Below are 22,269 nucleotides of genomic sequence, written 5' to 3'. Positions count from 1 at the left end.
TCAGCGCGCGCCCACGCCGGCCAGACGCCCGCCGTGCAGCACCACTTTTTCGGCCAGGCGCGCCGCGACGTGCGGGCTGTGGGTGACCATCAACAGGGTCGTCGGACTGTCATCGAGCAATGCCAGCAACAGCTTGAGCACGTCATCGCTGGTGGCTTCATCGAGGCTGCCGGTGGGCTCGTCGGCCAACAGCAACGGTGGCCGCGACGCCAGGGCACGCCCCAGCGCCACCCGTTGCTGCTGCCCTCCGGACAACTGCTCCGGATAGCGCCGCAGCAACTCGCTCAACCCCAGGCGCTGCACCAGATGCGCCTGCCAACGCGGATCATGCCGCCCCGCCAGCCGCGCCTGAAACGCCAGATTGTCCTCCACCCGCAGGCTGCCGATCAGGTTGAACTGCTGGAACACCAAACCGATCTCGGTACGCCGCCAGTTCGCCAGTTGGCTTTCGTTCATTTGTTCCAGGCGATGGTCGCCACTGCGGATACTGCCGCGATCCACCTTGTCCAGACCGGCGATCAAGTGCAGCAAGGTGCTCTTGCCACTGCCCGACTCGCCCATCAGTGCCAGGCTGCTACCGGGTTTCAGGGTCAGGTCGACCCCTTGCAACACCGGCAATGGCCCTTGGGGAGTGGCGTAGCTTTTGAAGACACCGCGGACTTCAAGCATGGAAGAACCTGTTGGATGAGCGTGGGCCAAGGATAGCGGGACTGAATGTTTTTTGTCCGTCGACGACGGCGGCCGCGCCCGGTCTGCGGCGAATTCAAAGACTGACGACCGTTTATCGATTTGCACAGCGCCTTCGCAGCCCTTCCTGTGCGAAGCAAATCCAGCAGGGGCAAGCGCTTGATGGCAATTGGCCGCGAAGCCGGAAAATACCCATCTGACAGTTGGCGGTGATGGATGTTGGAGGCTGGTCTATACCCCTTGGATTGATTTCCGGGTCTTGGAATCCACCGACCTTCCATGGAGGACGAACATGCCGCACCGAGTCATAGTCAACGCTGACGATTTCGGCCTCAGTGCCTGCGACAACGCGGTGATCCTGGGAGCCTTCCAGGCTGGAGTCATCAGTTCCACCACCGCCATGGCCAATATGCCGGCCTTTGAAGCAGCGTGTTCACTGGCCCGGCATCCGTTGCTGGAAGGACGCGTCGGCCTGCACTTCAACCTCACCGCCGGCCGCCCGTTGAGCCGGCGCATTCTGACGCGCCGGACCTTCTGCGACAGCGCCGGCCTGTTCGACCTCAACCTGTCCCGCACCCGTCTCTGGCTCGGCCATCAGGATCGCCGCGCCGTACACGAAGAACTCGAGGCTCAATGGCAACGCTGCCTGGACCACGGTGTCAGGCCCAGTCATCTGGACTCCCACCAAAACGTGCACACCATCTGGCCCATCGGTGAAATCGTCGCGCGTTTCGCCGCGCACCAAGGCGTCCCCGTGCGCCTGGCACGTAATCTGGGGCCCACGCAGAGCCTGCCCAAACGCATGTTCAAGCAACTGCTCAATCACCGCTTGAGCCGCCTGGCCGGCGCCACCGCCGACTACGTGGGCACCCCGCAGGATTTGCGCAACGCCACCCCACCGGACGACGGCCTGCTGGAGATCGTCGCCCACCCCAGTCAACTGGGTGCCGACTTTGGCGATGCTTGTCTGGATCAGGGCGAGTCGTTGAGCGCCCTGCTGGAGCAGCGACTGCCGGGGGTGCCGAGAGTGGCCTATGGCGTGTCCGGGGAAAGTTGATCGGGGCGAACGTTTCTGAGGCCTCACCCCCGCTATCGCGAGCAAGCTCGCTCCCACAGTTGATTTTCAACGAAGATCCCATGTGGGAGCGAGCTTGCTCGCGATGGCGTCAGTCAGCGCAACACCTACTCAGCACTTCACCGCCACCAAGGTAAAACACAACGGCAACTGCGCCGCTTGCTGCTGGTAGCGATCATAGAGTTCCTCGCGATTGGAATGCGGGTACTCCTTGAAGTGGCTGATCTGCAATCCGGCCGCAATGGCCCCGGTGAAGATGGCGCCCAGGGTGTGGACGAACCAGTAGGACGCAGCCGCCGGTTGCTCGACTTTGCCTTCGTAAACGATCGGTTGATGCTGGACAAAGGGCTCGGCACGAAAGTACGAGCTGTCCAGGCCGAAAGGCTCGGCGGCCTCGGGGTCGAACATTTCCAGGAACGGGTGGGTTTCGTACACCACCAGCGCGCCGCCCGGCTTCAGCGTCTGTGCCACGTGGCGGAGGAACTCGCCGATGTCCGGCATCCAGTTCAATACGCCGATGGTGATCAGCGCCAGGTCGAAGCGACCCTGCAACTGAAGCGGCAAGTGGTGAATGTCCGCCTCGATGAATTCGGGGTCATGGGGTGAGCGCGACGCCAGTTCCCGCGCCTGATCGAGAAACGCCGCCGACTGATCGACGCCGACCACATGCCTGGCACCCAGGGCATACAGCGACAGGCTTTCGCGACCGTTGTTGCAACCCAGTTGCACCACCTCCTTGCCGTCGACCCCGATCTGCGTCAGCAACCCGGTCAGGGTGTCATCCAGGCAAGAGAAATCGGCATGAGTCACCGCGCGCAGCAGCGCCTGCCATTCGGCGCTGTCCTTGTGGTGTCGGGCGGAGTCATTCCAGGCATCGCGGTTGCTGGCGATGGCTTTATCTTTTGTCGGCATTTCCATTGCGCACTCCAGAATCGGGTCTTGATTGACCGCGCCGATTCTAGTTCATGCCTGGCATTCGCCCCATCCGGGCTTTGTTGTGATCTTGTAAACCAGGCCGCACCGACGCCTGGCCACGGGAGCGCTATAGTTAATGGCCTTGGGGAAATGCGCGAAAACCGATTTCGCAGGTGTTGCCATGAACAAAACCGAACAGACGCTGTTGCTTGCCCTCTGCCTGACTGCCGCCACTTGTGTACAGGCAGATGACAGCCTGATGCAAACCGACCAGGCCAATACCGAATTCCATTATTACGGGTCAGACCAGCCCTTCGCCCACCCCTCGCCACCGTCCATCAACACCGTGCCGCCAGGGTCGTACATCCCGACAGCGCCCGGCGACTTCATCCCGGTTTCCAGCGAGCACGTGTTCTCCGACTCACGCCTGCCGACGGTGGCGGACACCACCGTTCGCGTGTTCATCCGCTCCTACGATCCGGAACGCGGTGTCTACGTCAACCAGGAAGTCCTGGACCCCTCGTGCATGATGGCCTGTCGCAGCGCACCGGACCCGGCCCTGTAACGGGTCGCTCCCGCTTGAAGCTGTTCTCTACCACTGGCGCTTGTCCGGGCGAGCGAGGCCGAGTTTTTCGATCCGGTAACGCAGCATGTCGCGGCTCAGGCCCAACAGGCGCGCGGACTTGGTGACGTTCCAGTCGGTCTTGTCGAGCATTTTGCGCACCATGTCGCGCTCCACTTCCGGCAGGTTCATCGACTCGGTGCCGTTATAGGACGGACGTGGCTCGCTGGGTGGCGGCTCGTGCTGAAACATCGGCGGCTCATCCACCAGGCTCAGGCAGACATTCAGCTGATGGGCGGCGATGGTGTCGCTCTGGGCCAGCAACACGGTTTGCTCGAGCATGTTGCGCAACTCGCGCACGTTGCCGGGCCAGCTGTAATTGAGCATCAATTCTTCGGCCTGATCACTGAAATGCAGGTGTGGCTTGCCATAGCGTTTGCCATGAGTCGCCAGAAAGTGCCGGGCCAGCAACAGAATGTCTTCCCCCCTGGCGTACAGACGCGGCACCTTGATCGAGATGATGCGCAGACGGAAAAACAGGTCGCGGCGGAACTTGCCCTGCTGGACCATTTGTTCAAGGTTGCAGTTGGTGGCGCTGATCACCCGCAGATCGACTTTGCGCTCCTTGACCGAACCGACCCGGCGAATCGTCCGGTCCTCCAGCAGCTTCAGCAGCTTGGCCTGCAGCAGCAGGTCCATTTCACCGATCTCATCGAGAAACAGCGTGCCGCCATCGGCCGCTTCGACCAGACCGAGGCGACGGTCCTTGGCGTCGGTGAACGCGCCCTTCTCGTGGCCGAACAACTCCGACTCCACCAGGTTGGACGGAATCGAGGCGCAGTTGAATTCGATGAACGGCCCTTTGGCGCGTGGACCGTCGAAATGCAGGGCCCGGGCCACCAGTTCCTTGCCGGTCCCGGTTTCGCCTTCCACCAGTACCGGTGGCAGATCGGAGTTGGCCATGCGGCGTTCGGCGTCGAGCAACTGGCTGATGGTGCCCTTGAGGTAAGCCATCGGTGCCGACTCACCGATCAGCGCCTGCACCCCGGACTTCTGCGCTTCGCGCTCCTGGTAGAACGACAGCGTGCGCTCCATCCGATCGGTGGCCAGGGCCTTGTCCAGCAGCAGCTTGAGCTCTGGCAAGGCCACCGGTTTGGTCACGTAATGGAATGCGCCTTCTTTCATCGCCACCACGGCGTCTTCGACATTGCCGTAGCCCGTCATCATGATCACTTTCAGATCCGGCGCGCTGATGCGCAATCTCTGGATCAGGTCATGACCGCTCATGCCCGGCAAGGAGTTGTCGGTCAGCACGACGTCGGGAACGAAGGTCCCCAGTTGCTCCAGCGCGTCTTCCGCCGAGTGGCAGACGGTCACCTCGAAGTCCTTGCGCTCCAGGTAGGTCTGAATATTCTCGGCGAGCAGTTCATCATCCTCGACCAGCAATATGCTGTGCTCCATATTCCCCTCCCGTTGCCACTTTAAAATTGAGACGGACGCGGGTTCCTTCCTGCTCCTGGCTGGTCAGTTCGACCGAGCCTTCAAAGCGCTCCATGATTCTTTTGACCAGGGCAAGGCCAACGCCAAGCCCCCCTTGTTTGGTCGTGAAAAACGGCTTGAAGACCAACTGTTGTTGTTGCCGGGTCATGCCCTTGCCGGTGTCATTGATCATCAGACTCACCTGCTCGGGCGACGTCGATTCGACATCGATGCTCAACACGCCGCCCTTGGGCATGGCTTCCAGGGCATTGGCGAACAGGCTATTGAGAATTTGCGTCAGCAGCACCTGTTGGCTGACGACCGGTGGAACACTCTTGGGCGTGAAGCGCACTTCGACATTCGAGCGCTTGATCAAGGGGTCGAAGGCGCTCAGGGCGTCGTCGACGGCCAGCACCAGATCGACGTTTTCATCGTCGTCATTCACCGGGCGCAACGACACCAGCAATTCGCGGACCCAGCGTGACATGCGATCGACCTGGCTGATGATGTCGCCGATGTTTTTCTGCGCGGTCTGGCTGGCGATTTCCTGGGCCAGTTCGGCGCTGGAGCGGATGTTCGCCAGCGGGTTACGCAAACTGTGGGCGACCGCCGAGGACATTTCCCCCAGGGCGACAAACGTCTCGTTGGCGATCAGTTGTTTCTGCTGACTCTGCAGCAGCATGGCCGCCCGCCGCACGATCCAGAACAACCCCAGGTAAATGGCCGCGCCACCGAGCAGGGTCGCCAGCCAGATCGCCTTGAATCCACGCTGGATGCGCGCCACCAGATCGACCGGCTCCTTGTAGATTTCCACCATGGCAATCACTTTGCTTTTGTCGGCGTTGAACATCGGGATGTAGTTCTCGACGAACAAATACTCGGGTTCGCGCAGCAGTTTTTGCTCGGGACGCTCCTCATCGATTTCGTGGTAGCTGGTGGACACCGTCTCCTTCATTTCGAAGGACTCGTCCAGCTCCTCGTCGCCTTCGACGCGCATGCCGATCATTTCCGGGTTGGTCGACCAGACCACGGTGCGATCCAGTGCATACACCACCGCCAACAGGCAGTCCGGCAGGTGCTCGACATGGTCGAGAAACTCTATGCGGGCAGCGGCACGAGAACCGGGATTGACGTCGGGGTAAGCGTTGTCCAGCCGCGGGTCGAGCATTTCGCCCATGGTCCTGGTTGTGGTGATCCCGGCATGGCGGATTTCTGCGTCACCAATGGCCTGAATGAATTGGGCGGTGAGCATCGAATCGCGCTCGATGCTCTCTTCGACCACGAAGCGCGTGGAGACATAACCCAGCCCCAGGGCCACGGCCGCAATGATGAAAAAGCTGGCCAGGGAAAACCAGCGCACCAGATTGAAGGCCGGACGCCAGCCCTTGCCTGCTGCGGCCGGCGTATCAGGCGCAGGTGTTTTTTGTTGTTCTAGTATCTGCATGGAACCGTCCTGGATACGGAAACAAGCCTTCTTAGCCATGTTCCGAATCAGTGTAGGTGGCATTGATCGGGACAGGCTGCCCAATGAAAGTATTTCGCCACTATTGCGCCAGGGTCTGATCGGGTGCCTTGCCGGGCAGCGCGATGGCGTGACGATGTTCCGGCTCCTCTGCGCGGGTAGCCAACGACGTCGCGACCGGATGCTGACGGTCGGTTTCTTCCTGGAGGAAGTCGATGATGGACTGCGCCGAATGCTCGTCCATGCGCAGGTTGGGCATCGGGATCTTGTCGAAGCGCTCGAACAGCTCCATGGCGATGGGGTCTTTTTCCGCGAGCATGCGGTCCGGCTCGCGAATCCAGCGGTTGAGCCAGGCCGGATCACGTTGGCGGGTCACGCCGACCAGATCGGGGCCAATGCTGCGCATGCCGATGCCCTGCCCGTCCAGCGGGCCAAGGCTGTGACACGACGCGCAGCGGGTGCGAAACAGTTCTTCGCCATTGCTCGGCGGCCGGATGGGCGGGGCGTCGGCGTAGCTCTGCTCAATGCTCGGTTGCTTCCAGTTCTGCAAGGTGTTGGCCAGTTGATCGGCCAGAATCCAAGGGTTCTCGAACGGCGACGCCTTCATCCAGCGCCCGGTTTGCTGGTTGCCGACAATCAGGCTCAGGTTGTGATCCTTGCTGCGCCCGTTATCGACACCTTCGATGAACAACCCCAGTTTTTGCCGCAACTCGGTGACATCGGCGAATTCCCCGGTGAGGAACTGCCAGCCCGGCCCGACCTGGAAGCGTCGCGCATAAGCCTTGAGCACGGCGGGTGTATCGCTCAGGGGATCAATGCTGATGGAATAGAAAAAAACGTCCTTGCCGACCCGGTCGCCGAGCAGTTTCTGCACTTGGCGCAAACGCGCGGTTTCCAGCGGACACGAGTCACTGCAGGACGTGAAGATGAAGTTGATCACCACCACTTTGCCCTTGATCAGGTCATCGAAAAAACGCACCTGCCGACCGTCCTGGTTGGTCAGCAGGGTGTTGGGGAAATAGTCGCCGCCCCACGGGGTGGCAGAGTCGGCGACCGCCGTCTCGGCGGCTGTCGGCAGGGGTGCGGGTGTCGACGGCGACTGGCCGGCGACCAGCAACTGGCTGGCCAGCACGCAGGTCGCCAATACCAGCACCAGGTGCATGCCCCAGTCTCGTGAGCGTGGTGTTTGCCACTTCATGTCGACACCCTCCCTGTTCATGGTTTAACGGTCACTTGTGGGCCCAAGCCATCGCCCGTGCGGAAGGTTGGCAACGCGGCGGAGTTCACGTAGCGCACACCGTCCCAGCTGGGCAGCGGAGTCGGCATCAACTGGAATTGCCCGGGCTTCTCAATGTCCCAACGCAGCAGCATCGAGTTGTCCTCATGCTGGGTGTTGTGACAGTGCTCCATGTAGGTCCCGGCGAATTCGCGGAAGTTGATCGCCATTTCCACGCTGTCCAGGCCATCCTTTTCCGAGCCGATGCGGTACACGTCCTTGCGTGCCCATTTCTCCCATTCCGGTGGCGCCTTGCCGCCGCGACTGAGGATCACCCCTTCCTCGAAATGCACATGCACCGGGTGACTCCAGCCTGTACCACCGGCCTTGATGTTCCACACTTCCAGGGTGCCGAAACCGGCGGCCCCGGCATCGGTGGGGCCACTGGCCAACTGGGTCGATGCGTTCAAGCGACGGGGGTCCATGTGGAAGCCGAAGCCGCCATCGGTCTTGACTGTCCAGGGCGCCTCGTCGGTGCCGTCGGAGCGACCGAAGACAAAGGTGCGGTGACGGGCCTTGGCCAGCAGCGCCTTGTCGGCAGCGTTGTCGCGGTGGATCTTCAGCGGGATCATCACCAGGCCTTCAGCCTTGCCCGGTTTGGCCGGCTCGTACAGCGCCGGGTCCATGGCCAGGTCCTGACCGGTGTAGGGCTTGACGTTGAGCTGCAACACCTTGCCCACCGCCGGGTCGCCCCTGTCCCACTGCGGTCCCTTGCTGGTTTGCTTGATCACCGCCAGGTATTTCTCGGACAGCACGTCGGCCAGGGAGACCGGTTCCTTCGGTCCTTTGCCATCGTCGTGCACCAGCAGGTTGACGAAGAAAATCTTGTCCCCTGGCTTGATGCCGTTTTTCGCGAAGTTGACGATGATGTCGAAGCGCTCGGCAATGCCCTGGGTGGGCAGGATTGCGTTGTGGTTCTGTTTATCGCCGTCGGCGTCAAGGTCCATGGTGCCGTCGAAAGGCACGCTGTGTTCCATGATGTTGCCGTCGTTGGCAATCATGTGGAACGGCACGCGGGCATAGGACACACCCGATCCCTTGGGCCCCTGGAACTCACCGCTGGTGCCCTTGATTTCACGCACCAGCGCAAACTTGTAGTAACGCGATACCGAACCGTTGAGCATGCGGAAGCGATAGCTGCGGGCGCGCACATCCAGGCTCGGTTTCCATTGCCAGTTGACCAGCACCTGGTCACCGATGAAGCCGTCGGTGTTGAACGGGTTGAACCACAGCTGACCGTTCTGATCCCAGGCCTTGTCGGCGAACACCAGGTTGACGTCGTAGTCGCGGTTCCCCCAAGGCAAGGCGCTGCCGCTGGGGAATCGCAGGTTGACGCCGTCCTTCACCGATTCGTTGCCGCGATCCAGGGCGCTGTAGTAGTTCATCATCGCCGCGTTGCCCTTGTAGACGTTCTGCGCGGTGAAATCGAGCATGTGGTCGTGGAACCAGTGGGTGCTCATGGTTTCGCGCCAGTCGCCACGGATCTTGATCGTGCCGTTTTCGCAAGTCTTGCGGCTGGGACTGACGTCGTTGGTCCACAGGGTTTCACCCGGTGCGCAGGGGAATGCCGCTCGTGGGTCATGGGCGTCGGTGTTGATGCTGTCATAGCCTGCCAACTGGATCGGCCAGCGATAGTCGTAATACTGACCCGGGAAGAAAAACGCGTTGGCATAGCCGTCGCTTTCCGCCGGTGCGTGACCGTTGTGCTCGTGGGTGCTGATGGTGTGCAGGCCAAACCCCATGTTTGCCGACGGGTCGATGGGCAAGCCGTTGTAATGGCGCATCAGCACCGGTTGGCCGTAACGCACCATCAACAATTTGGGCGGCAGGGTGCCGTCGAAGGTCCACACCGAGTTGTGGTTCTGCACGGGCATGGCCGGGTGAAAACGCGCATCCACGCCCTTGGCGGTGCCATCCGTTGCCGGCACACCGGCGACGTTGTGATAGAGGCCACCGGGGCCGAACTCACCGACGGCATAGCCGTGCATCTGATGACTGTCACGCCAGCCGCTGTTGACCCGCGCACCGGTCTGCACGGTCTTGTAGGCCATCTGCGGGTAGAACTCGTTCCAGCGCTGATGCGACCAGCCCTTTCCTGGTGGCCGACCTTCAGCCGACGAACCGATGCGGCGGTTGAGGAAATACTCGATCTGCGCCTGCCATGGGTTGCGGTCCACCACGTTGGCGTACTGACTGGGAAACGGCGTCAGCCCCGGTTGGCGCATGAACGCATCGAGTGCGGCACTGGGTGGCGCACTGCGGGCCGCACTGGTGGGGTCCTGCTGGGGCAGCGGGCCGACGGCTGCCGGTGGAAACGGCAAGAGCGCCACAGGCGTGGTGGGGTCGAGTTTTTCCGGACCGAACTCCTCGAACAGCACCAGTTGCTGCGTGAACGGTTGAGCACCAAACAACGGGCTCGGCTTGCCATTGGTGGGGTAGTTGAAACTGGTCTGCACCGTGGGCGGCAGAACGTTTTCCACCCGTGTGGAATCGCGTGTGCCTTTGACCCCGTCAGGCAAATCGAAGGAGTCTTCGTTGGCATCAGGCATGGTCAAAATGGCGTTCAACGCCGCAGCCTTGTCTACCGGTTCATCGTAGTAAGCAGAGGGGTCAGACGGCTCGGGCTGTCGCTCGTCGTCTATAGGTCCTGCGCGCAGCGTCCCTGTGCTGAGTGTCATCGAGAGGAGGACGCTCAACGGCGCCAGGCCAAACCACTTGAAGGGATACCGCGCTTTTCTGTCCATCACCAGCCGCCTCGTATGCGTGAAGGGGGTGATGGGGGTTTTGCAAATAGCTCGCCAAATTTGTAACAGCGTTATACAAAAGGATTAATACTCAATGAAACAATGGCTTACCAACATCATTTCGCCATGACTTGAAAAACGACTGGGGAATGGCACCCGCTAGCGGGGAAAGTTCGCCCCCATTTTCAGGGAATCAACTTGAACGACAGACGGACACGCGTACCCTCGCCTTCGCGACTGTCCAGCGCCACAGCCCCGCCAAAACGCTCCATGATGCGCTTGACCAACACCAGCCCGACGCCAAGCCCGCCGCGCTTGGTGGTGAAGAACGGTCGGAAGGCCATGGCGCGCTGTTCTTCATTCATGCCTTTACCGGTATCGCTGATCACCACACAAACGCGCCGGGAGTCGGTCGGCTCCAGGGTGATGGTCAGCGTACCGCCCTCGTCCATGGCTTCCAGGGCATTGGCCAGCAAACTGTTGAGGATCTGCGTCAGCTGCATCGGTTGGCTCAACACCATCGGCGTGTCCTTGGGCTCGAACACGACATTGATCCGGGCCTTGGCGATCAGCTGTTCATAAGCGCCGAGCGCATCATGCAGCGTGGCCACCAGGTTCACCGGCTCGGCCTCGTCACTCAACGGTCGCAAGGATTGCAGCAACTCGCGCACCCACTTCGACATCCGGTCGACCTGACCGATGATGTCATTGATGTTCTTGTGCGCAGGCCCACTGTCGAACTCCAGGGCCAATTCGGCGCTTGAGCGAATGGTCGCCAGCGGGTTGCGCAAACTGTGGGCGACCGCCGACGACATCTCGCCCAGGGCGACAAAGGTTTCGTTGGTGATCAACTGCTTTTGCTGTTGCGCCAGCAGAATCGCCGCACGCCGCACAATCCAGTACAACCCCAGGTAAATCAGCCCGCCGCCCAGGGCCGTGGCCAGCCAGATCAGCACCAGGCCGCGCATCATGCGATTGATCAGGTCCTGGGGCTCTTTATAGATCTCGACCATCGCGGTGACCTTGTCGCCATCGGCATCGAACAGCGGAATGTAGTTCTCGATGAAGATGTATTCCGGAGGCGTCACGAACTTCTGTTCCATGCGGGTCTTGTCCACATCGTGGTAACTGGCCGATACCGGGGTCATTGAGGCAAAGGCCCGATCCAGGTCTTCATCGGCATGAATGGTGGTGCCCATCAACGCAGGGTTGGTCGACCAGATCACCATGCGGTCGGGGGCATAGACGTTGGCCAGGATCACGTCGGGCAAGTGCGAGATGTGGTCGAGGAATTCACCGCGGGCATTGGCCCGGGCCATCGGGTCGACGTCGGGAAAGTCGCGGTCTTTGCGCGGGTCGAGCAATTCGCCCATGGTCCGCACGTTGGGGATCGACACATGGCGCACCTCGGCCGAGGCAATCGCGGTCAGGAACTGTGAGGTCAATAACGCATCGCGCTGCACGCTTTCGGTAATCACGAACTTCGTCGATACCGACCCCAACGCCACTGCCACCGTGCCGATCACCAACAAGCTGATGAACGAAAACCAGCGCAGCAGATTGAACGGCTGCTTGCGCCTGCTCAAGCGGATGTCGCCCTTCTCGGGCGCCAGTGTTTTTGCCTGCGTGGTCATGGACGTTTTTCCGACAAAACCCCTACAGGGTTTATAGCCCACTAATGGCAGTTTGCCCGACTTTGGGCTGGATTCCCCCCACCCCTTCCCCACCCATGCCGCTATCCCCACCTCCCCCCAATGCTGGGGAAAGAGGCCCGTTCCCGAGATCGGGTCAGCGCCCGCGCTTGCACCGCGCAAGCCTTTGGCTCGGGCCTCCGAGGGGCATTTCCAGGGGTTGGTATGGAAGTTGCCGAAGCCTAGGCAACTGACCCATCCCCAAGGGGCAGGTACTCTGATAGAGGGAATACTCATGCACCCTTTACTGTCCAAAACCGCGACCGCCCTGGTCGTGACCGCCCTGGCCCAGGGCATTGCCCAGGCCGCGCTGTTTGCCGTAGACCCCGGGCCCTATTTACCGGCCATCGGCTCCTTCGCCTCCTGGTATCAGGACACCCATGGCCGCACGCTCGATTTGTGCCTGTCCAAGGCCGTCAGTTCGCGGGTACCCAGTGCGCCGGGCGCTCCCACCTACATGTGCAATCTGTTGCCGGCTCCCGGGATCTTCGACGATGCGCAACCGGTGGTCTTCCCGAGCAACTTCCCCGATGAAGCGTTCTGGTTCACCGGTGACGGCTCAATCGTCGATGCCGCTCGCGGTGTCAACCTGACGTACGTCAGTGCCGTCGAAGCCGCCTTCAGCGGTGGCGACCCGGTCGAAGGCGACCAGATCAGCTTTGCCCGCATCCGTATTCGCGTCGACGTGCCCGCCGCTGGCACCTACGTCATCACCCACCCCTATGGCGTCGACGTCTTCAACGTCGACACCCCCGGGCGCCGGGCGATCAACATGACCCGGGACATCGGGATCGGCGCACCGAAAACCTACGACGGCGCGCTCAAAGGTGACATCGGGCCGTTCCTGCGCAGCGTCAATGGTCCCTACACGGAAACCAACCCGGTCACCGGTTCCGCCGAGCAATTCGTCGGCGACCCGAACCTGGTGGAAGCCTTCACCGGCAGCCCGTTCAATACCAACTACATCCGCATTGAAGGCCCCAACGGGCTGGATCTGCGCACGACGGTGATGGCCATCTCCGGCAAGTTGTCGACGGTGGTCCGGCCGACCCCGATGATCGCCCAGCGCAGCACCTACTCGCGCACGGCCGGCGCCAGTGCGCCCGTGGCCCAGCAGGACGTTTTCGTGCTGGCCCCGCCGCCGCCCGCCAAAGTGACCCTGGACAGCAACAACCCGGTACTCAACCTGACCGAGGCCGACACCACCGGCAGTTGGTACGCCCAGTCCGCAACCAACCCGACCTTGCCGAGCACCCTGCAGGTGACCGCCGACAATCACCTGGCCATCCCCAGCAGTACACCGACCACCTTGCCCATCCCCCTGACTGACCTGGTGGTGATTTCACGCGCCGAGTACAGCCTGAGCACCGGGCAAATCACCGTGGTCGCCTCCACCAGCGATGAAACATCGCCGCCCGTGCTCACCGTCACTTCCGCAGGCGGTGCAACCATCGGGGCCTTGAGTGGCGACGGTGCAGTGAAAACCCTGTCCACCGGGATCTCACCGATTCCGCCGGCCAGGGTTCAGGTGACGTCATCCAATGGCGGCAGCGATACCGAAGAAGTGGTCATCGTGCAATGAACGCTCACATGGCCAGATCCTCATCAGGAGGCATCATGAACAAATTGCCACGCCTGGCGCTCAATGCCCTGGGACTGACTCTATCGCTGTCCGGCAGCGCTTTCGCGCAACTCGCCGCCGTTGACCCCGGCCCTTATACCTTTGCCACGGGGAAATTCCCGATCTGGTATCAGGACAACAACCTGCTGTCGATGGAACTGTGCCAGTCCCGGGCCGTGAGCTCGCGGGTGGCGGCCGCCACACCACCGGCCTACATGTGCACCCTGCTGCCGACACCCGGTATTTTCGACGACACCCTGCCGATGGTGTTCCCGGATAACTGGCCAGACGAAGCGTTCTGGTTCCTCGCCGACGCCACCATTCCCAACAACGCCGCCGGCTATGGAATGGACGCCTACGTCGCCGGGATCGAAGCAGCATTTGCCAGCGGAAATCCGCTCGATGGCGATCAAATCAGCTTTGCGCGGATCCGCATGCGGATTAACGTGCCAGTGGCCGGCACCTACACCATCACCCATCCCTATGGTGTCGAAACGGTCAATGTCACCACGCCCGGTCGGCGCGCCATCAACATCACCCGGGACATCGGCGTCGGGGCACCGGGGGTTTTCAACGGTGCATTGAACGGCGCGATCGGACCCTTCCTGCGCAGCGTCAACGGGCCTTACACCGAAGTGAACCCGGACACCGGGGCCGTCGAGACCTTCGTCGGCGACCCTAACCTCACCGAACAAGTCACCGGCAGCCCCAACAACACCAACTTCGTCCGCATCCAGGGCCCCGCCGGGACCATCGAAACCAACCTCTTCACCGTGTCCGGCAAGGTCCTCGATAACCGGGCGCAAACAGCGGTGGAACTCAACCGCGCCACTTACCGCCGCACCACATCGGGCACCGGCACCAGCACCCGGGTCGAAGTCTTCGGCAAGGCCGACAACAGCTCCACGCTGTGCTTGCGCGAAACCGTCGCCCTGGTACCTGGCCCACCGCCAACCCCCTGCCTGACCAACCTGACCGGCGACGGTACGGGTCTGTTCTTCGGCCATCGTCTGTTCAACGGCCCCGTGCCTGCGGTGGTGGTGCTGACCGCCACCGATCCCACCGGCACCACTCGGCCGACCGCCGTTTCGAGCAAGCTCAATGACCTGGTGAACATCCAGACCGCTCGCTACAACTGGAGCAATCACAGCCTGCTGATCGAGGCAACATCCTCTGACGAAGTGGCGGTTCCGGACATGGTCGCTCAAGGCTATGGCCGCCTGTCGAAGTCCGGCACCCTGCAACGCCTGACGGTGGCGGACCTGCCGCAACCACCCGCCAGGGTCACCGTCAAATCCGCCGCCGGCGGCAGCGACACCGAACCTGTGGTAGTGGTCGGCACCGCACCGGACAGTGGCGAGAACCAGGCGCCGATCGCCGTGGCCGACAGCGCGAGCACCAGCTTCGGCGTGCCGATCACCCTCAACCTGCTGGCCAACGACAACGACCCGGATGGCAACGTGCCGCTGAGCATCACCGCGCTCACTCAACCGGCCGCCGGCCAGGGCACGGTGGCGTTGAGCGGATCGACCGCCGTCATCTACACCCCGCCAGCCGTGGTCAATGCACCACTGACCACGACCTTCACCTACAAGGCTCAAGACGTCAAAGGACTGGCCTCGGCCAATCCAGCGACGGTGACCATCACCGTGGCGCCCAACCAGCCTCCGGTAGCCGTCGCCGACAGCGTCGCGACCCTGGGTGTGGCGATCCCGATCAGCGTGCTGGCCAACGACACCGATCCGGAAGGCAACCTGCCGCTCGCCGTCGCCAGCTTCACCCAACCACCGACCGGTCGCGGCACCGTCACCAGTAATGGCACGGTCCTGACCTACACCCCACCGGCCACGGTCACCACGGCCTTCACCACGACCTTCAGCTACTTCGCCCGGGACAGCTTCGGTGCTGTGTCGACGACGCCGGCCACGGTCACGGTGCAAGTCTCGCCACGGCCTGCCGCGGAAACCTTCACGGTGACCACGGCCACGGTGTCCGCCCGTTCCAATAACCGCTTCACCTGGGACTTCGCAGGCACCTCATCGGTGACCACCGGCAACACCATCACCATCCAGGTCAGCACCCCGACCGGGCTGCAAACCCTGGGCACTACCACTGTGCCGGTGACCGGTCGCTGGAGGCTGACGGTGAACAACACCACCACGGTGATTCCGTCGGCGAACCCGACAGCCACCATCACCTCGTCCCAAGGCACCGTGCGCACCGTGTCGGTGATCTCGAACTGAGCCCTCGCCCCATCGACTCCCGAGTCGATGGGGCTGGCCTCTTCCCACAGGACAACGCCATGAAAATGTCGACCGCCACCCTGCTCTGCCTGCTTCTGCTTTGCAGCAGCGCAGGCGTGCGCGCCGATGACTTGATGGAGAACGAAGACCTCGCCCCTGCCGCCGATCTCGGCGAGCTGCCACCGCTCATTGGCCAGCACGCACTGATCGACCAGAACGGCCAGGCCAACATCGCGCTGTTGCAGCAGAACGGTCAATCGCTGCTCGGCCAGATCGTGCAGTCGGGCAGCAATCAGGAAGCCTGGATCCTGCAACAAGGCAGCGACCTGATGGCATTGATCACCCAGCAAGGTTCAGGCAACGCCGCTTCGATCATCCAGAGCGGCAGCCACAACCGCGCGCAAATCGCCCAGAACGGCAACAACAACGACGCCCGCATCGAACAGGCCGGCTCGGGACAGCAAAGCGCCGTCACCCAGGCCGGCAACGGCATGAGCGTATCGGTCAAACAATATCGCTAAAGCACTGCACCACTTGGAGGTTTCACCATGTTCAAACTGACGCCCCTCACCGCCGCCATCCTGGTCATTGTCAGTGCCCAGGCCGTGGCCGACGACAGCCTGTCCACGCAAACCCAGTACGGTACCGCCAACATCGCCGATGTGAAGCAGACCGCGGCTCCGCTCAGCACCGCCACCCAGCTGCAAACGGGCCAGGGCAACGATGCCGCCGCCGTGCAAGACACCGCCACCGGGACCATCAGCCAAACCCAAGGCGGCGACTACAACGCCGGCTACGCCGAGCAGTTGTTCGAGGACAACAGCACCATCACCCAGAACCAGAGCGGCAGCTTCAACACCAGCCATGCCAGCCAGTCGATCGGTGTCGGCGGCGGCGAAGCCCTGCAGCAACAGGAAGGCACCGGCAACTTCTCGTTCATCTACCAGGACAGCCAGGAAGGCACGACCGCCAAGACCTACCAGTACGGCGACGACAACGAAGCCAACATCGAACAGATTCAACTGGGCACGGGCAACAACGCCGTGATCATCCAGTACGGCACCACCAACTACGCGACGGCCGAACAGATCGGCCACATGGGCGGCCAGATCGACATCAACCAGGCCGGCAGCACCAACTATGCCTATGGCGACCAGCGCAACGGCACCGGCGGCAACCTGAGCATCAACCAGTCCGGCGACGCCAACGGCACCGAAATCTGGCAAGACACCCAGATCGGCGCCAAGGCCACCGTCTCCCAATACGGGCAGACCAACGAAACCGTGGTCGACCAGAGCTTCGGCGAAAACAACGTGGCCCAGGTGATGCAAGTCGGCGACCTCAACGCGATCTATGCCGACCAGTTCGAGTCCATGGGCTCGACCCTGGCGCTCTATCAAACCGGCTCGAGCAACGTGCATTTCACCTACCAGAGCGGTGATAACCATACGCTCAACGCCACGTCGGTAGGTACCGGCAACAAGGTCTACGCCAGCAACTGGAAAGGCCCGGAAAAAGGTGGCCAGTTCGGTAGCAACCAGCGCGCGACCGTCAATCAGAACGGCACCAACAACGTCGCCAACTTCACCCAGAAAGGCGCCGGCCACATCATGACCACCAACCAGACCGGCAGCGGCAACAAAACCACCGTGACCCAGGCCGATTCCTACAACGAGCTGTACTTCGACCAGAACGGCAGCGACAACATCCTCATCGCCGACCAGCGCGGCACCACCAACCTGGCCCAGGGCAGCAGCAACGGCAGCGGCAACAGCACCGAGTTCAACCAGGAAGGCAGCGGCAACCAGGCGTTCACCACGCAGCTGTATGGCGAAGACAACGTCATCACCATCAAGCAGGCTGACACCATGAACGTCGCCTACGTCACCCAGGGCGGCACCGCCAACATTGCCAGCGTCAATCAGAGCGGCGTGGCGCAGACGGCCAACGTGCAGCAGTTCGGTACGGCCAACTCGGCGACTGTCATGCAGAAGTAAGTGCGTGGGGTGAAAGACCGCGGCCCTTTGCGGGGGCGCGGTTTTTTTATGGATCGTAAAACTACCTGTGGCGAGCTCGCCACAATGGACCGGTATTAACCTGGCGGAGCGAGGTTATCCAATGCGCGGTTCACCGACAGTTCGGCCAGCATGATCACCTGCTGGATACCCAACAACATGCTGCGCTGCGGCCCGTCCACAAAAGTCGCGAAATCCGTGGCCATGACGCTCGCGGACGCCAGTGATTCACAGGCGTGGGCCAACAGGCTTTCGGTGTCGATGTCGGGGGCGATGAGGAACATCTTGCTGGGGGTGTGGGGAGTGCTGGATTTCAGGAGGGTGGGTTTGAGGTGGAGGCTGGAGGCAATGTTTTCGTGATTTGATTCGGGGGGATTGGGGGTGGGTTTGGGCATGGTGGAGCTCCGTTTGCTGGTTAGAGCTGCTCCCTTCGTTTCCAGGCGAAGGGTGGCAGCTGTACGCAGGCTGGAAACCCGGGGAAACGGCAACCCGGTAGACCCGAAGGTCTCCCGCGCACAGCCGCCATAACGGAGTGCACACATTAAAGGCGCGCAAGCATACGTTATGAAGGGCGCTTTTGCGCCGTTTAGTTAGTCACCGGGTTTCCAGTCCAGGGTCGCCGAATTGGCAGCGACGGCCGGCAGATTAAAAAAGCCACTTCCGACCGGCAACCCTAAAATCCTGTGGGAAAACACCCGCTGAATGCCGAGCATGTCGGCGCTTTTTGTAGGAACTGCGGAAGGTTGCTTCTCCATCCGGGCCAGGTAGGCCGGCAGGATATCGACCGTCGCAGAACTACTGTGGGAGCGAGCCTGCTCGCGATGACGGTGGCACATCCAGCCTCGAAGTGCCTGACCCGACGCCATCGCGAGCAGGCTCGCTCCCACATTGGATTGGGTACACCTGCGGGTGATTGGTCGGCTATAAGGCCGCCATCGCTGCGATGCGGCGCCCCGACAAGCCAGCTCCCACAGAAAAGCACGACGGCGTAAACCCATCCGCTCCTCACCACTCATCAGGCCGAGCGTTAGCTCGCCTGCAGCTCTTGATCTTGATCCACCCGCCCCTTCGGGAGGCTGAGTGGAGGTGTGCATCCGGGGAGTGGCGCGCAGCGCCGTTCGACGCAGTCGAACACGCTGCATGCAGGTCGAAGCGAAGCAGACCGGAGGGCAGTGTCCCCGGATGGATACCGCAGCGAAGGAACGCCGAGCCCCAGCGAGGGGCCGGACGCTCGGGGCGAGCGTTTTTTTGGTTACTTTTTTTAGGCGCTTGTAAAAAAAGTGACTCGCCGTAAGGGCGAAACCCTAAGCCGCCGTTACCGCAGCAACGGATATGTACGCGGTCAACAACACACAGGTCAGCTGTCAGGCCGCCTTCGCCGGCAAGCCAGCTCCCACAGTCGATCGAGGTACACCTGCGAGCGACCACCCAACCTCACTCCCCCGCCCCCTCAGTACCCACCTTGTTCTGCGTCAGATAGCGATCCAGCGTCGCATTAGTGTCCGGCGAATTATCCCCGGCCACCTGCCACAAACGCCGCTCGATGCCCTGGGCCAACAAATGCCCCACCGCCGCCTCGATCGCCGACAACACACACAACTGCGCCGGCTCGTTGGTGGTGTAACCGACTTCAGCCTCAAGCAACTTCTTGAACTCGATGAACTTGAACACCCCGGCACTGCGGCCCACGGAGTAGATGGTCTTGCTGGTCATCACGTTGGCCAGCACCTGCCCGCTGCGCACGTCCACCGCCCGCAGGTTGACCGTGACCTGATCCACGCGATACTCCCGGGAAATGTCGATGCCCAGGTAGCGCGCCCCTTCCCCGCCGCTCTTCACGTTGGTGTCATAGGCGATGATGCCGCCCTCGAGCATCATGTTCGCCGCTTGCAACGGTGGCAGCTCACCCTGGATGTTCACCGGGGTATTGGGTTTCTTTTGCGAGGCCCGGATGATCTTGCGCTCGGTCAACAGGTTCTGCAGGCCTTCACGCTCCAGCACCACGAACCAGCCGCTGGCCTGCAAGGCGTCCATCAGCATGCTCGCCGCGCCCTGGGTCACGCTGGTGGAGAAGGAACTGGCGGGCGTCGGCTTGTACTGCCCGGTCTGATCGCGGAAGCCATAGACGACCGCCATCAAGCGGCCCTTGGGCCGTGGCATGTTCAACAGATCGTAGTAGGTAGAGGCCCTGGGGGTCAGGGTCGGGGTTTCGGTGTCCTGCTCGGCGCCGATCGGCTCGCGCAGACCGCAGCCTTGAAGCGCCGCCAACAGCATCCCCAGCACAATTATTTTTTTCATGTCCATTACTCCCCGTCGTCCCGAATCCCCATCAAGGGGCCAGGCCATTGACCTTGATTTCCGACAGTTCGCCCGTCGCGCGGTCCGTCACTTCAATCGTCAGCTGCCCTGAGTCGTCGACGACATTGACGATGAAGGCATCGGTGGACAGGCTTCCCGTATTGCCCGCGGAGATGTTGTCCAGCAACTGCCCCAGCAACCTCGACTGCAATTGACTGCTGAACCGCTCCAGGGCCGATGTCCCCGCCACGGTGGTGCGATCCTTCAAGTCCGGGTCGTCGTAGTCGTTTTGCGCCTGGGCATTGTTGAGCAGCCAGGTGCCGTTTAACGGGTTGCCGCCAAACGATGGGTTGATCGGCGTGTAGACCAGTTCGGTGGCCTGGACCAGCCCACAACTTCCCAGCCCGAGCAGCCAGAGCCCGAGGTGCCGCGAGACCGTTTTCGTTTTCATAGTTCGTCCCTCTCAAGGTCCGTGGTGTCCTGCAACAAGGCTTCCAGCTTGCGCTGGACAACCTGCCCGCGTACCCAGTCGGCGGCGTCATAGGCCTCGTCCTTGAGCTCCACGGTGTTCGGCGGCAGGAAGCGCCGATAAACCAGACGCTGTTGATATTCCACGGTCACCAGGCTGCCCCAGCGAGCCGATGGCCGTTCGCGTACCACCAGGTTGAAATCCATCGGGCTGGTGGCGCGCAGGCGTTCACTGAACGCGTAGTAAAACTCGTGGCCGATGTGCGAGATCGTGTCGTCGATGATGAAGCCGAGCATTTCGTCCTCTTCGCCGGCCGAGGCGACACAGGTGCTCAGCACCAGGATCAAGGCCAGGCAGAAACGCTTCATGGCTGCAACGCCTGAGGGGTTTTGCTCTGGCCCTTGGCCGGGCCGGACGCGCCATCGAGGAAGGCCTTCTCGGCCACGAACTGCCAGTCCTTGTAGCTGGCCATGCCGTTGAAGTCCGACCACTGGCTGGGAAAGTCCGCCTGTTTGAGCGGTTTGTCCGTGGAGGAACTGGCGATGCCGGTGATACGGCCGTCGAAGCCGCGCATCAGGAACCAGTCGCCACCGCCAATCGGGTCCGGATAGAGCTGGCGCAGATGATGTTTGGCGTTGGGAAAACGCTCGTCCTGCAGCAGGTCGGCGAGTTCTTTCGGGTACTGGGCCAGGCCTGGCGAACTGCGGTAGTAGCTGCGCAGTGCCTGGGCGTACTGGGTGCCGACCCACAGCAACTGGCGTTCGCGATCGCGGCGCGAGGCGGTGGCCCACAACTCGCCGGCACTGGCCAGGCCCATGCCCATCACCATGATCAGCAGCAGCACACCCAGGTAGGTGAAACCGCCCTGCGCAGCAGGCTTACCACTCGGAATAAAGGCTGCCATCACGCGCCCTCCCGGTGGCTCCGCTCTTGATATCAGCCACCCCGCCCTGCACGCCATCGGGCGGTGCCACCAGGACCCAGGCATCCTTGCGTTCGGCAATCGGGTCCATTGGCTGGTTGCGCAAGTAGCGCTGCTCGACCATTTGCTCGATGGAGTCGGGATAACGCCCGGTGTCGCCGTAGTAGTGATCGAGGGCTTCACGCATGGCCGACAGGCTCTGGCGCAAGGTGGTCTCTTTCGAGGCTTCGAGACTGTTGAAATAACGCGGCAAGGCGATGGTCATCAGGGTCGCGATGATTGCCATGACCACCATCAATTCGAGCAGGGTGAAACCCTTTTCCCGGCGCATAGATTCACCACTCCCGGTAGGCGATGCCGTTAAGACCCTTGCCCCGGGCCCTGGAGTAAACGTCAAAGACGTCCGCGCCCTCCCGTGGGTTTTGAGCCGTGCTGTCGTAAGCGCGCAACCCCCAGCCACCGTCGTCGTCACGCTTGGCCGGAGCCAACGGATCGTGGGGCACGCGCCGCAGGAAATAGAACTTGGCCCCCTTGGCGCTGCGCACATCCCGCACACCCTCCACCAGCACTTTCAAGTTCGGCGGGTAGCCGCTGCTGTCGAGGGACTTTTCGATGTAACCGGCGTCGAAAGCTCGTTTGTAGGCGTCGATCGCATCGCGGATCTGGTACAGCGCGGTGCGCAGTTCCTGCTCCTTGCCCCGGCGCACCACGGTCTCGGTCAGCGGCGCGGCCAGGCCGGCCAGGAGGCCGACCAGCGCAAGCGTCACCACGACTTCGATCAGGGTAAAACCGCGTTGCGAGGCGTTCATG

Annotated in this window: 21 protein-coding genes; 6 read left to right on the top strand and 15 right to left on the bottom strand. The window is 62.0% G+C overall.

The window, feature by feature from the left end; translation table 11 throughout:
• Window positions 1–669, bottom strand: coding sequence for an ABC transporter ATP-binding protein (locus tag ACX3YF_RS19840; protein ID WP_130209929.1), 669 nt, complete (start codon window positions 667–669; stop codon window positions 1–3).
• A 310-nt stretch (window positions 670–979) separates the two neighbouring features.
• Between ACX3YF_RS19840 and ACX3YF_RS19835 the strand changes: the two genes are divergently transcribed.
• Window positions 980–1,744: a ChbG/HpnK family deacetylase gene (locus ACX3YF_RS19835; protein ID WP_196586549.1), complete on the top strand. Its 765-nt coding sequence runs from the start codon at window positions 980–982 to the stop codon at window positions 1,742–1,744.
• A gap of 129 nt (window positions 1,745–1,873) precedes the next feature.
• Here the strand turns inward: ACX3YF_RS19835 and ACX3YF_RS19830 are convergent, their stop codons facing one another.
• Window positions 1,874–2,680: a class I SAM-dependent methyltransferase gene (locus tag ACX3YF_RS19830; protein WP_458974133.1), complete on the bottom strand. Its 807-nt coding sequence runs from the start codon at window positions 2,678–2,680 to the stop codon at window positions 1,874–1,876.
• Window positions 2,681–2,858: 178 nt separating this feature from the next.
• Here ACX3YF_RS19830 and ACX3YF_RS19825 point away from each other — a divergent pair, with 178 nt between their 5' ends.
• Window positions 2,859–3,242, top strand: a complete 384-nt coding sequence (locus ACX3YF_RS19825; RefSeq protein ID WP_448646996.1) for a hypothetical protein — start codon at window positions 2,859–2,861, stop codon at window positions 3,240–3,242.
• A gap of 27 nt (window positions 3,243–3,269) precedes the next feature.
• Here ACX3YF_RS19825 and ACX3YF_RS19820 read toward each other — a convergent pair whose 3' ends face one another.
• The 5 genes from ACX3YF_RS19820 to ACX3YF_RS19800 all read right to left on the bottom strand — a co-directional run bounded on the left by ACX3YF_RS19820 (window position 3,270) and on the right by ACX3YF_RS19800 (window position 11,834).
• Window positions 3,270–4,700 carry a sigma-54-dependent transcriptional regulator gene (locus ACX3YF_RS19820; RefSeq protein ID WP_130209919.1) on the bottom strand — a complete coding sequence of 477 codons (1,431 nt, stop codon included), beginning with the start codon at window positions 4,698–4,700 and terminating at the stop codon, window positions 3,270–3,272.
• Entirely contained in the window at window positions 4,669–6,162 is a 1,494-nt protein-coding gene (locus ACX3YF_RS19815) for a sensor histidine kinase (RefSeq protein WP_130209917.1), read from the bottom strand. The genes ACX3YF_RS19820 and ACX3YF_RS19815 overlap by 32 nt, the downstream gene beginning before the upstream one ends.
• Before the next feature lie 100 nt (window positions 6,163–6,262).
• Window positions 6,263–7,378 carry an SCO family protein gene (locus ACX3YF_RS19810; protein WP_288101318.1) on the bottom strand — a complete coding sequence of 372 codons (1,116 nt, stop codon included), beginning with the start codon at window positions 7,376–7,378 and terminating at the stop codon, window positions 6,263–6,265.
• Window positions 7,379–7,395: 17 nt separating this feature from the next.
• Complete coding sequence (locus ACX3YF_RS19805) at window positions 7,396–10,200, bottom strand: multicopper oxidase domain-containing protein (RefSeq protein ID WP_458974132.1); 2,805 nt, start codon at window positions 10,198–10,200, stop codon at window positions 7,396–7,398.
• Between the two features lie 185 nt (window positions 10,201–10,385).
• A complete protein-coding gene (locus ACX3YF_RS19800; RefSeq protein ID WP_458974131.1) occupies window positions 10,386–11,834 on the bottom strand; it encodes a sensor histidine kinase in 1,449 nt (482 codons plus the stop codon).
• A 292-nt stretch (window positions 11,835–12,126) separates the two neighbouring features.
• On the opposite strand from ACX3YF_RS19800, the gene ACX3YF_RS19795 reads away from it, so the two are divergent.
• The 4 genes from ACX3YF_RS19795 to ACX3YF_RS19780 are packed head-to-tail and all read left to right on the top strand — an operon-like array spanning window position 12,127 to window position 17,752.
• The gene (locus tag ACX3YF_RS19795; protein WP_448646999.1) at window positions 12,127–13,473 is read left to right on the top strand and encodes a hypothetical protein; all 1,347 of its coding nucleotides are present in this window, start codon (window positions 12,127–12,129) and stop codon (window positions 13,471–13,473) included.
• Between the two features lie 35 nt (window positions 13,474–13,508).
• Entirely contained in the window at window positions 13,509–15,755 is a 2,247-nt protein-coding gene (locus ACX3YF_RS19790; protein ID WP_458974130.1) for an Ig-like domain-containing protein, read from the top strand.
• Window positions 15,756–15,814: 59 nt separating this feature from the next.
• Window positions 15,815–16,276, top strand: coding sequence for a curlin (locus ACX3YF_RS19785; protein ID WP_130211621.1), 462 nt, complete (start codon window positions 15,815–15,817; stop codon window positions 16,274–16,276).
• A 27-nt stretch (window positions 16,277–16,303) separates the two neighbouring features.
• Complete coding sequence (locus ACX3YF_RS19780; protein ID WP_458974129.1) at window positions 16,304–17,752, top strand: curlin; 1,449 nt, start codon at window positions 16,304–16,306, stop codon at window positions 17,750–17,752.
• 95 nt (window positions 17,753–17,847) lie between these two features.
• On the opposite strand, the gene ACX3YF_RS19775 is transcribed toward ACX3YF_RS19780, so the two are convergent.
• The 8 genes from ACX3YF_RS19775 to ACX3YF_RS19740 all read right to left on the bottom strand — a co-directional run bounded on the left by ACX3YF_RS19775 (window position 17,848) and on the right by ACX3YF_RS19740 (window position 22,268).
• Entirely contained in the window at window positions 17,848–18,165 is a 318-nt protein-coding gene (locus ACX3YF_RS19775; protein WP_196586960.1) for a DUF6124 family protein, read from the bottom strand.
• A 195-nt stretch (window positions 18,166–18,360) separates the two neighbouring features.
• Window positions 18,361–18,636 carry a hypothetical protein gene (locus ACX3YF_RS19770; protein WP_458944811.1) on the bottom strand — a complete coding sequence of 92 codons (276 nt, stop codon included), beginning with the start codon at window positions 18,634–18,636 and terminating at the stop codon, window positions 18,361–18,363.
• Between the two features lie 568 nt (window positions 18,637–19,204).
• On the bottom strand, window positions 19,205–20,068 hold the full coding sequence (locus ACX3YF_RS19765; RefSeq protein ID WP_130211341.1) for a CsgG/HfaB family protein: 864 nt from the start codon (window positions 20,066–20,068) through the stop codon (window positions 19,205–19,207).
• 31 nt (window positions 20,069–20,099) lie between these two features.
• Entirely contained in the window at window positions 20,100–20,519 is a 420-nt protein-coding gene (locus ACX3YF_RS19760; RefSeq protein ID WP_047530660.1) for a curli assembly protein CsgF, read from the bottom strand.
• A complete protein-coding gene (gene csgE / locus ACX3YF_RS19755; RefSeq protein WP_130211340.1) occupies window positions 20,516–20,905 on the bottom strand; it encodes a curli production assembly/transport protein CsgE in 390 nt (129 codons plus the stop codon). The genes ACX3YF_RS19760 and csgE overlap by 4 nt, the downstream gene beginning before the upstream one ends.
• Window positions 20,902–21,441, bottom strand: coding sequence for a type II secretion system protein (locus ACX3YF_RS19750; protein WP_130211339.1), 540 nt, complete (start codon window positions 21,439–21,441; stop codon window positions 20,902–20,904). The genes csgE and ACX3YF_RS19750 overlap by 4 nt, the downstream gene beginning before the upstream one ends.
• On the bottom strand, window positions 21,416–21,790 hold the full coding sequence (locus tag ACX3YF_RS19745; RefSeq protein ID WP_047530667.1) for a type II secretion system protein: 375 nt from the start codon (window positions 21,788–21,790) through the stop codon (window positions 21,416–21,418). The genes ACX3YF_RS19750 and ACX3YF_RS19745 overlap by 26 nt, the downstream gene beginning before the upstream one ends.
• 4 nt (window positions 21,791–21,794) lie before the next feature.
• Window positions 21,795–22,268: a type II secretion system protein gene (locus ACX3YF_RS19740; protein WP_047530670.1), complete on the bottom strand. Its 474-nt coding sequence runs from the start codon at window positions 22,266–22,268 to the stop codon at window positions 21,795–21,797.
• Window position 22,269 lies beyond the last annotated feature (1 nt).

The organism is Pseudomonas fluorescens group sp. PF-69 (assembly GCF_054481235.1).
This window is presented reverse-complemented; position numbering and strand designations above follow the sequence as displayed.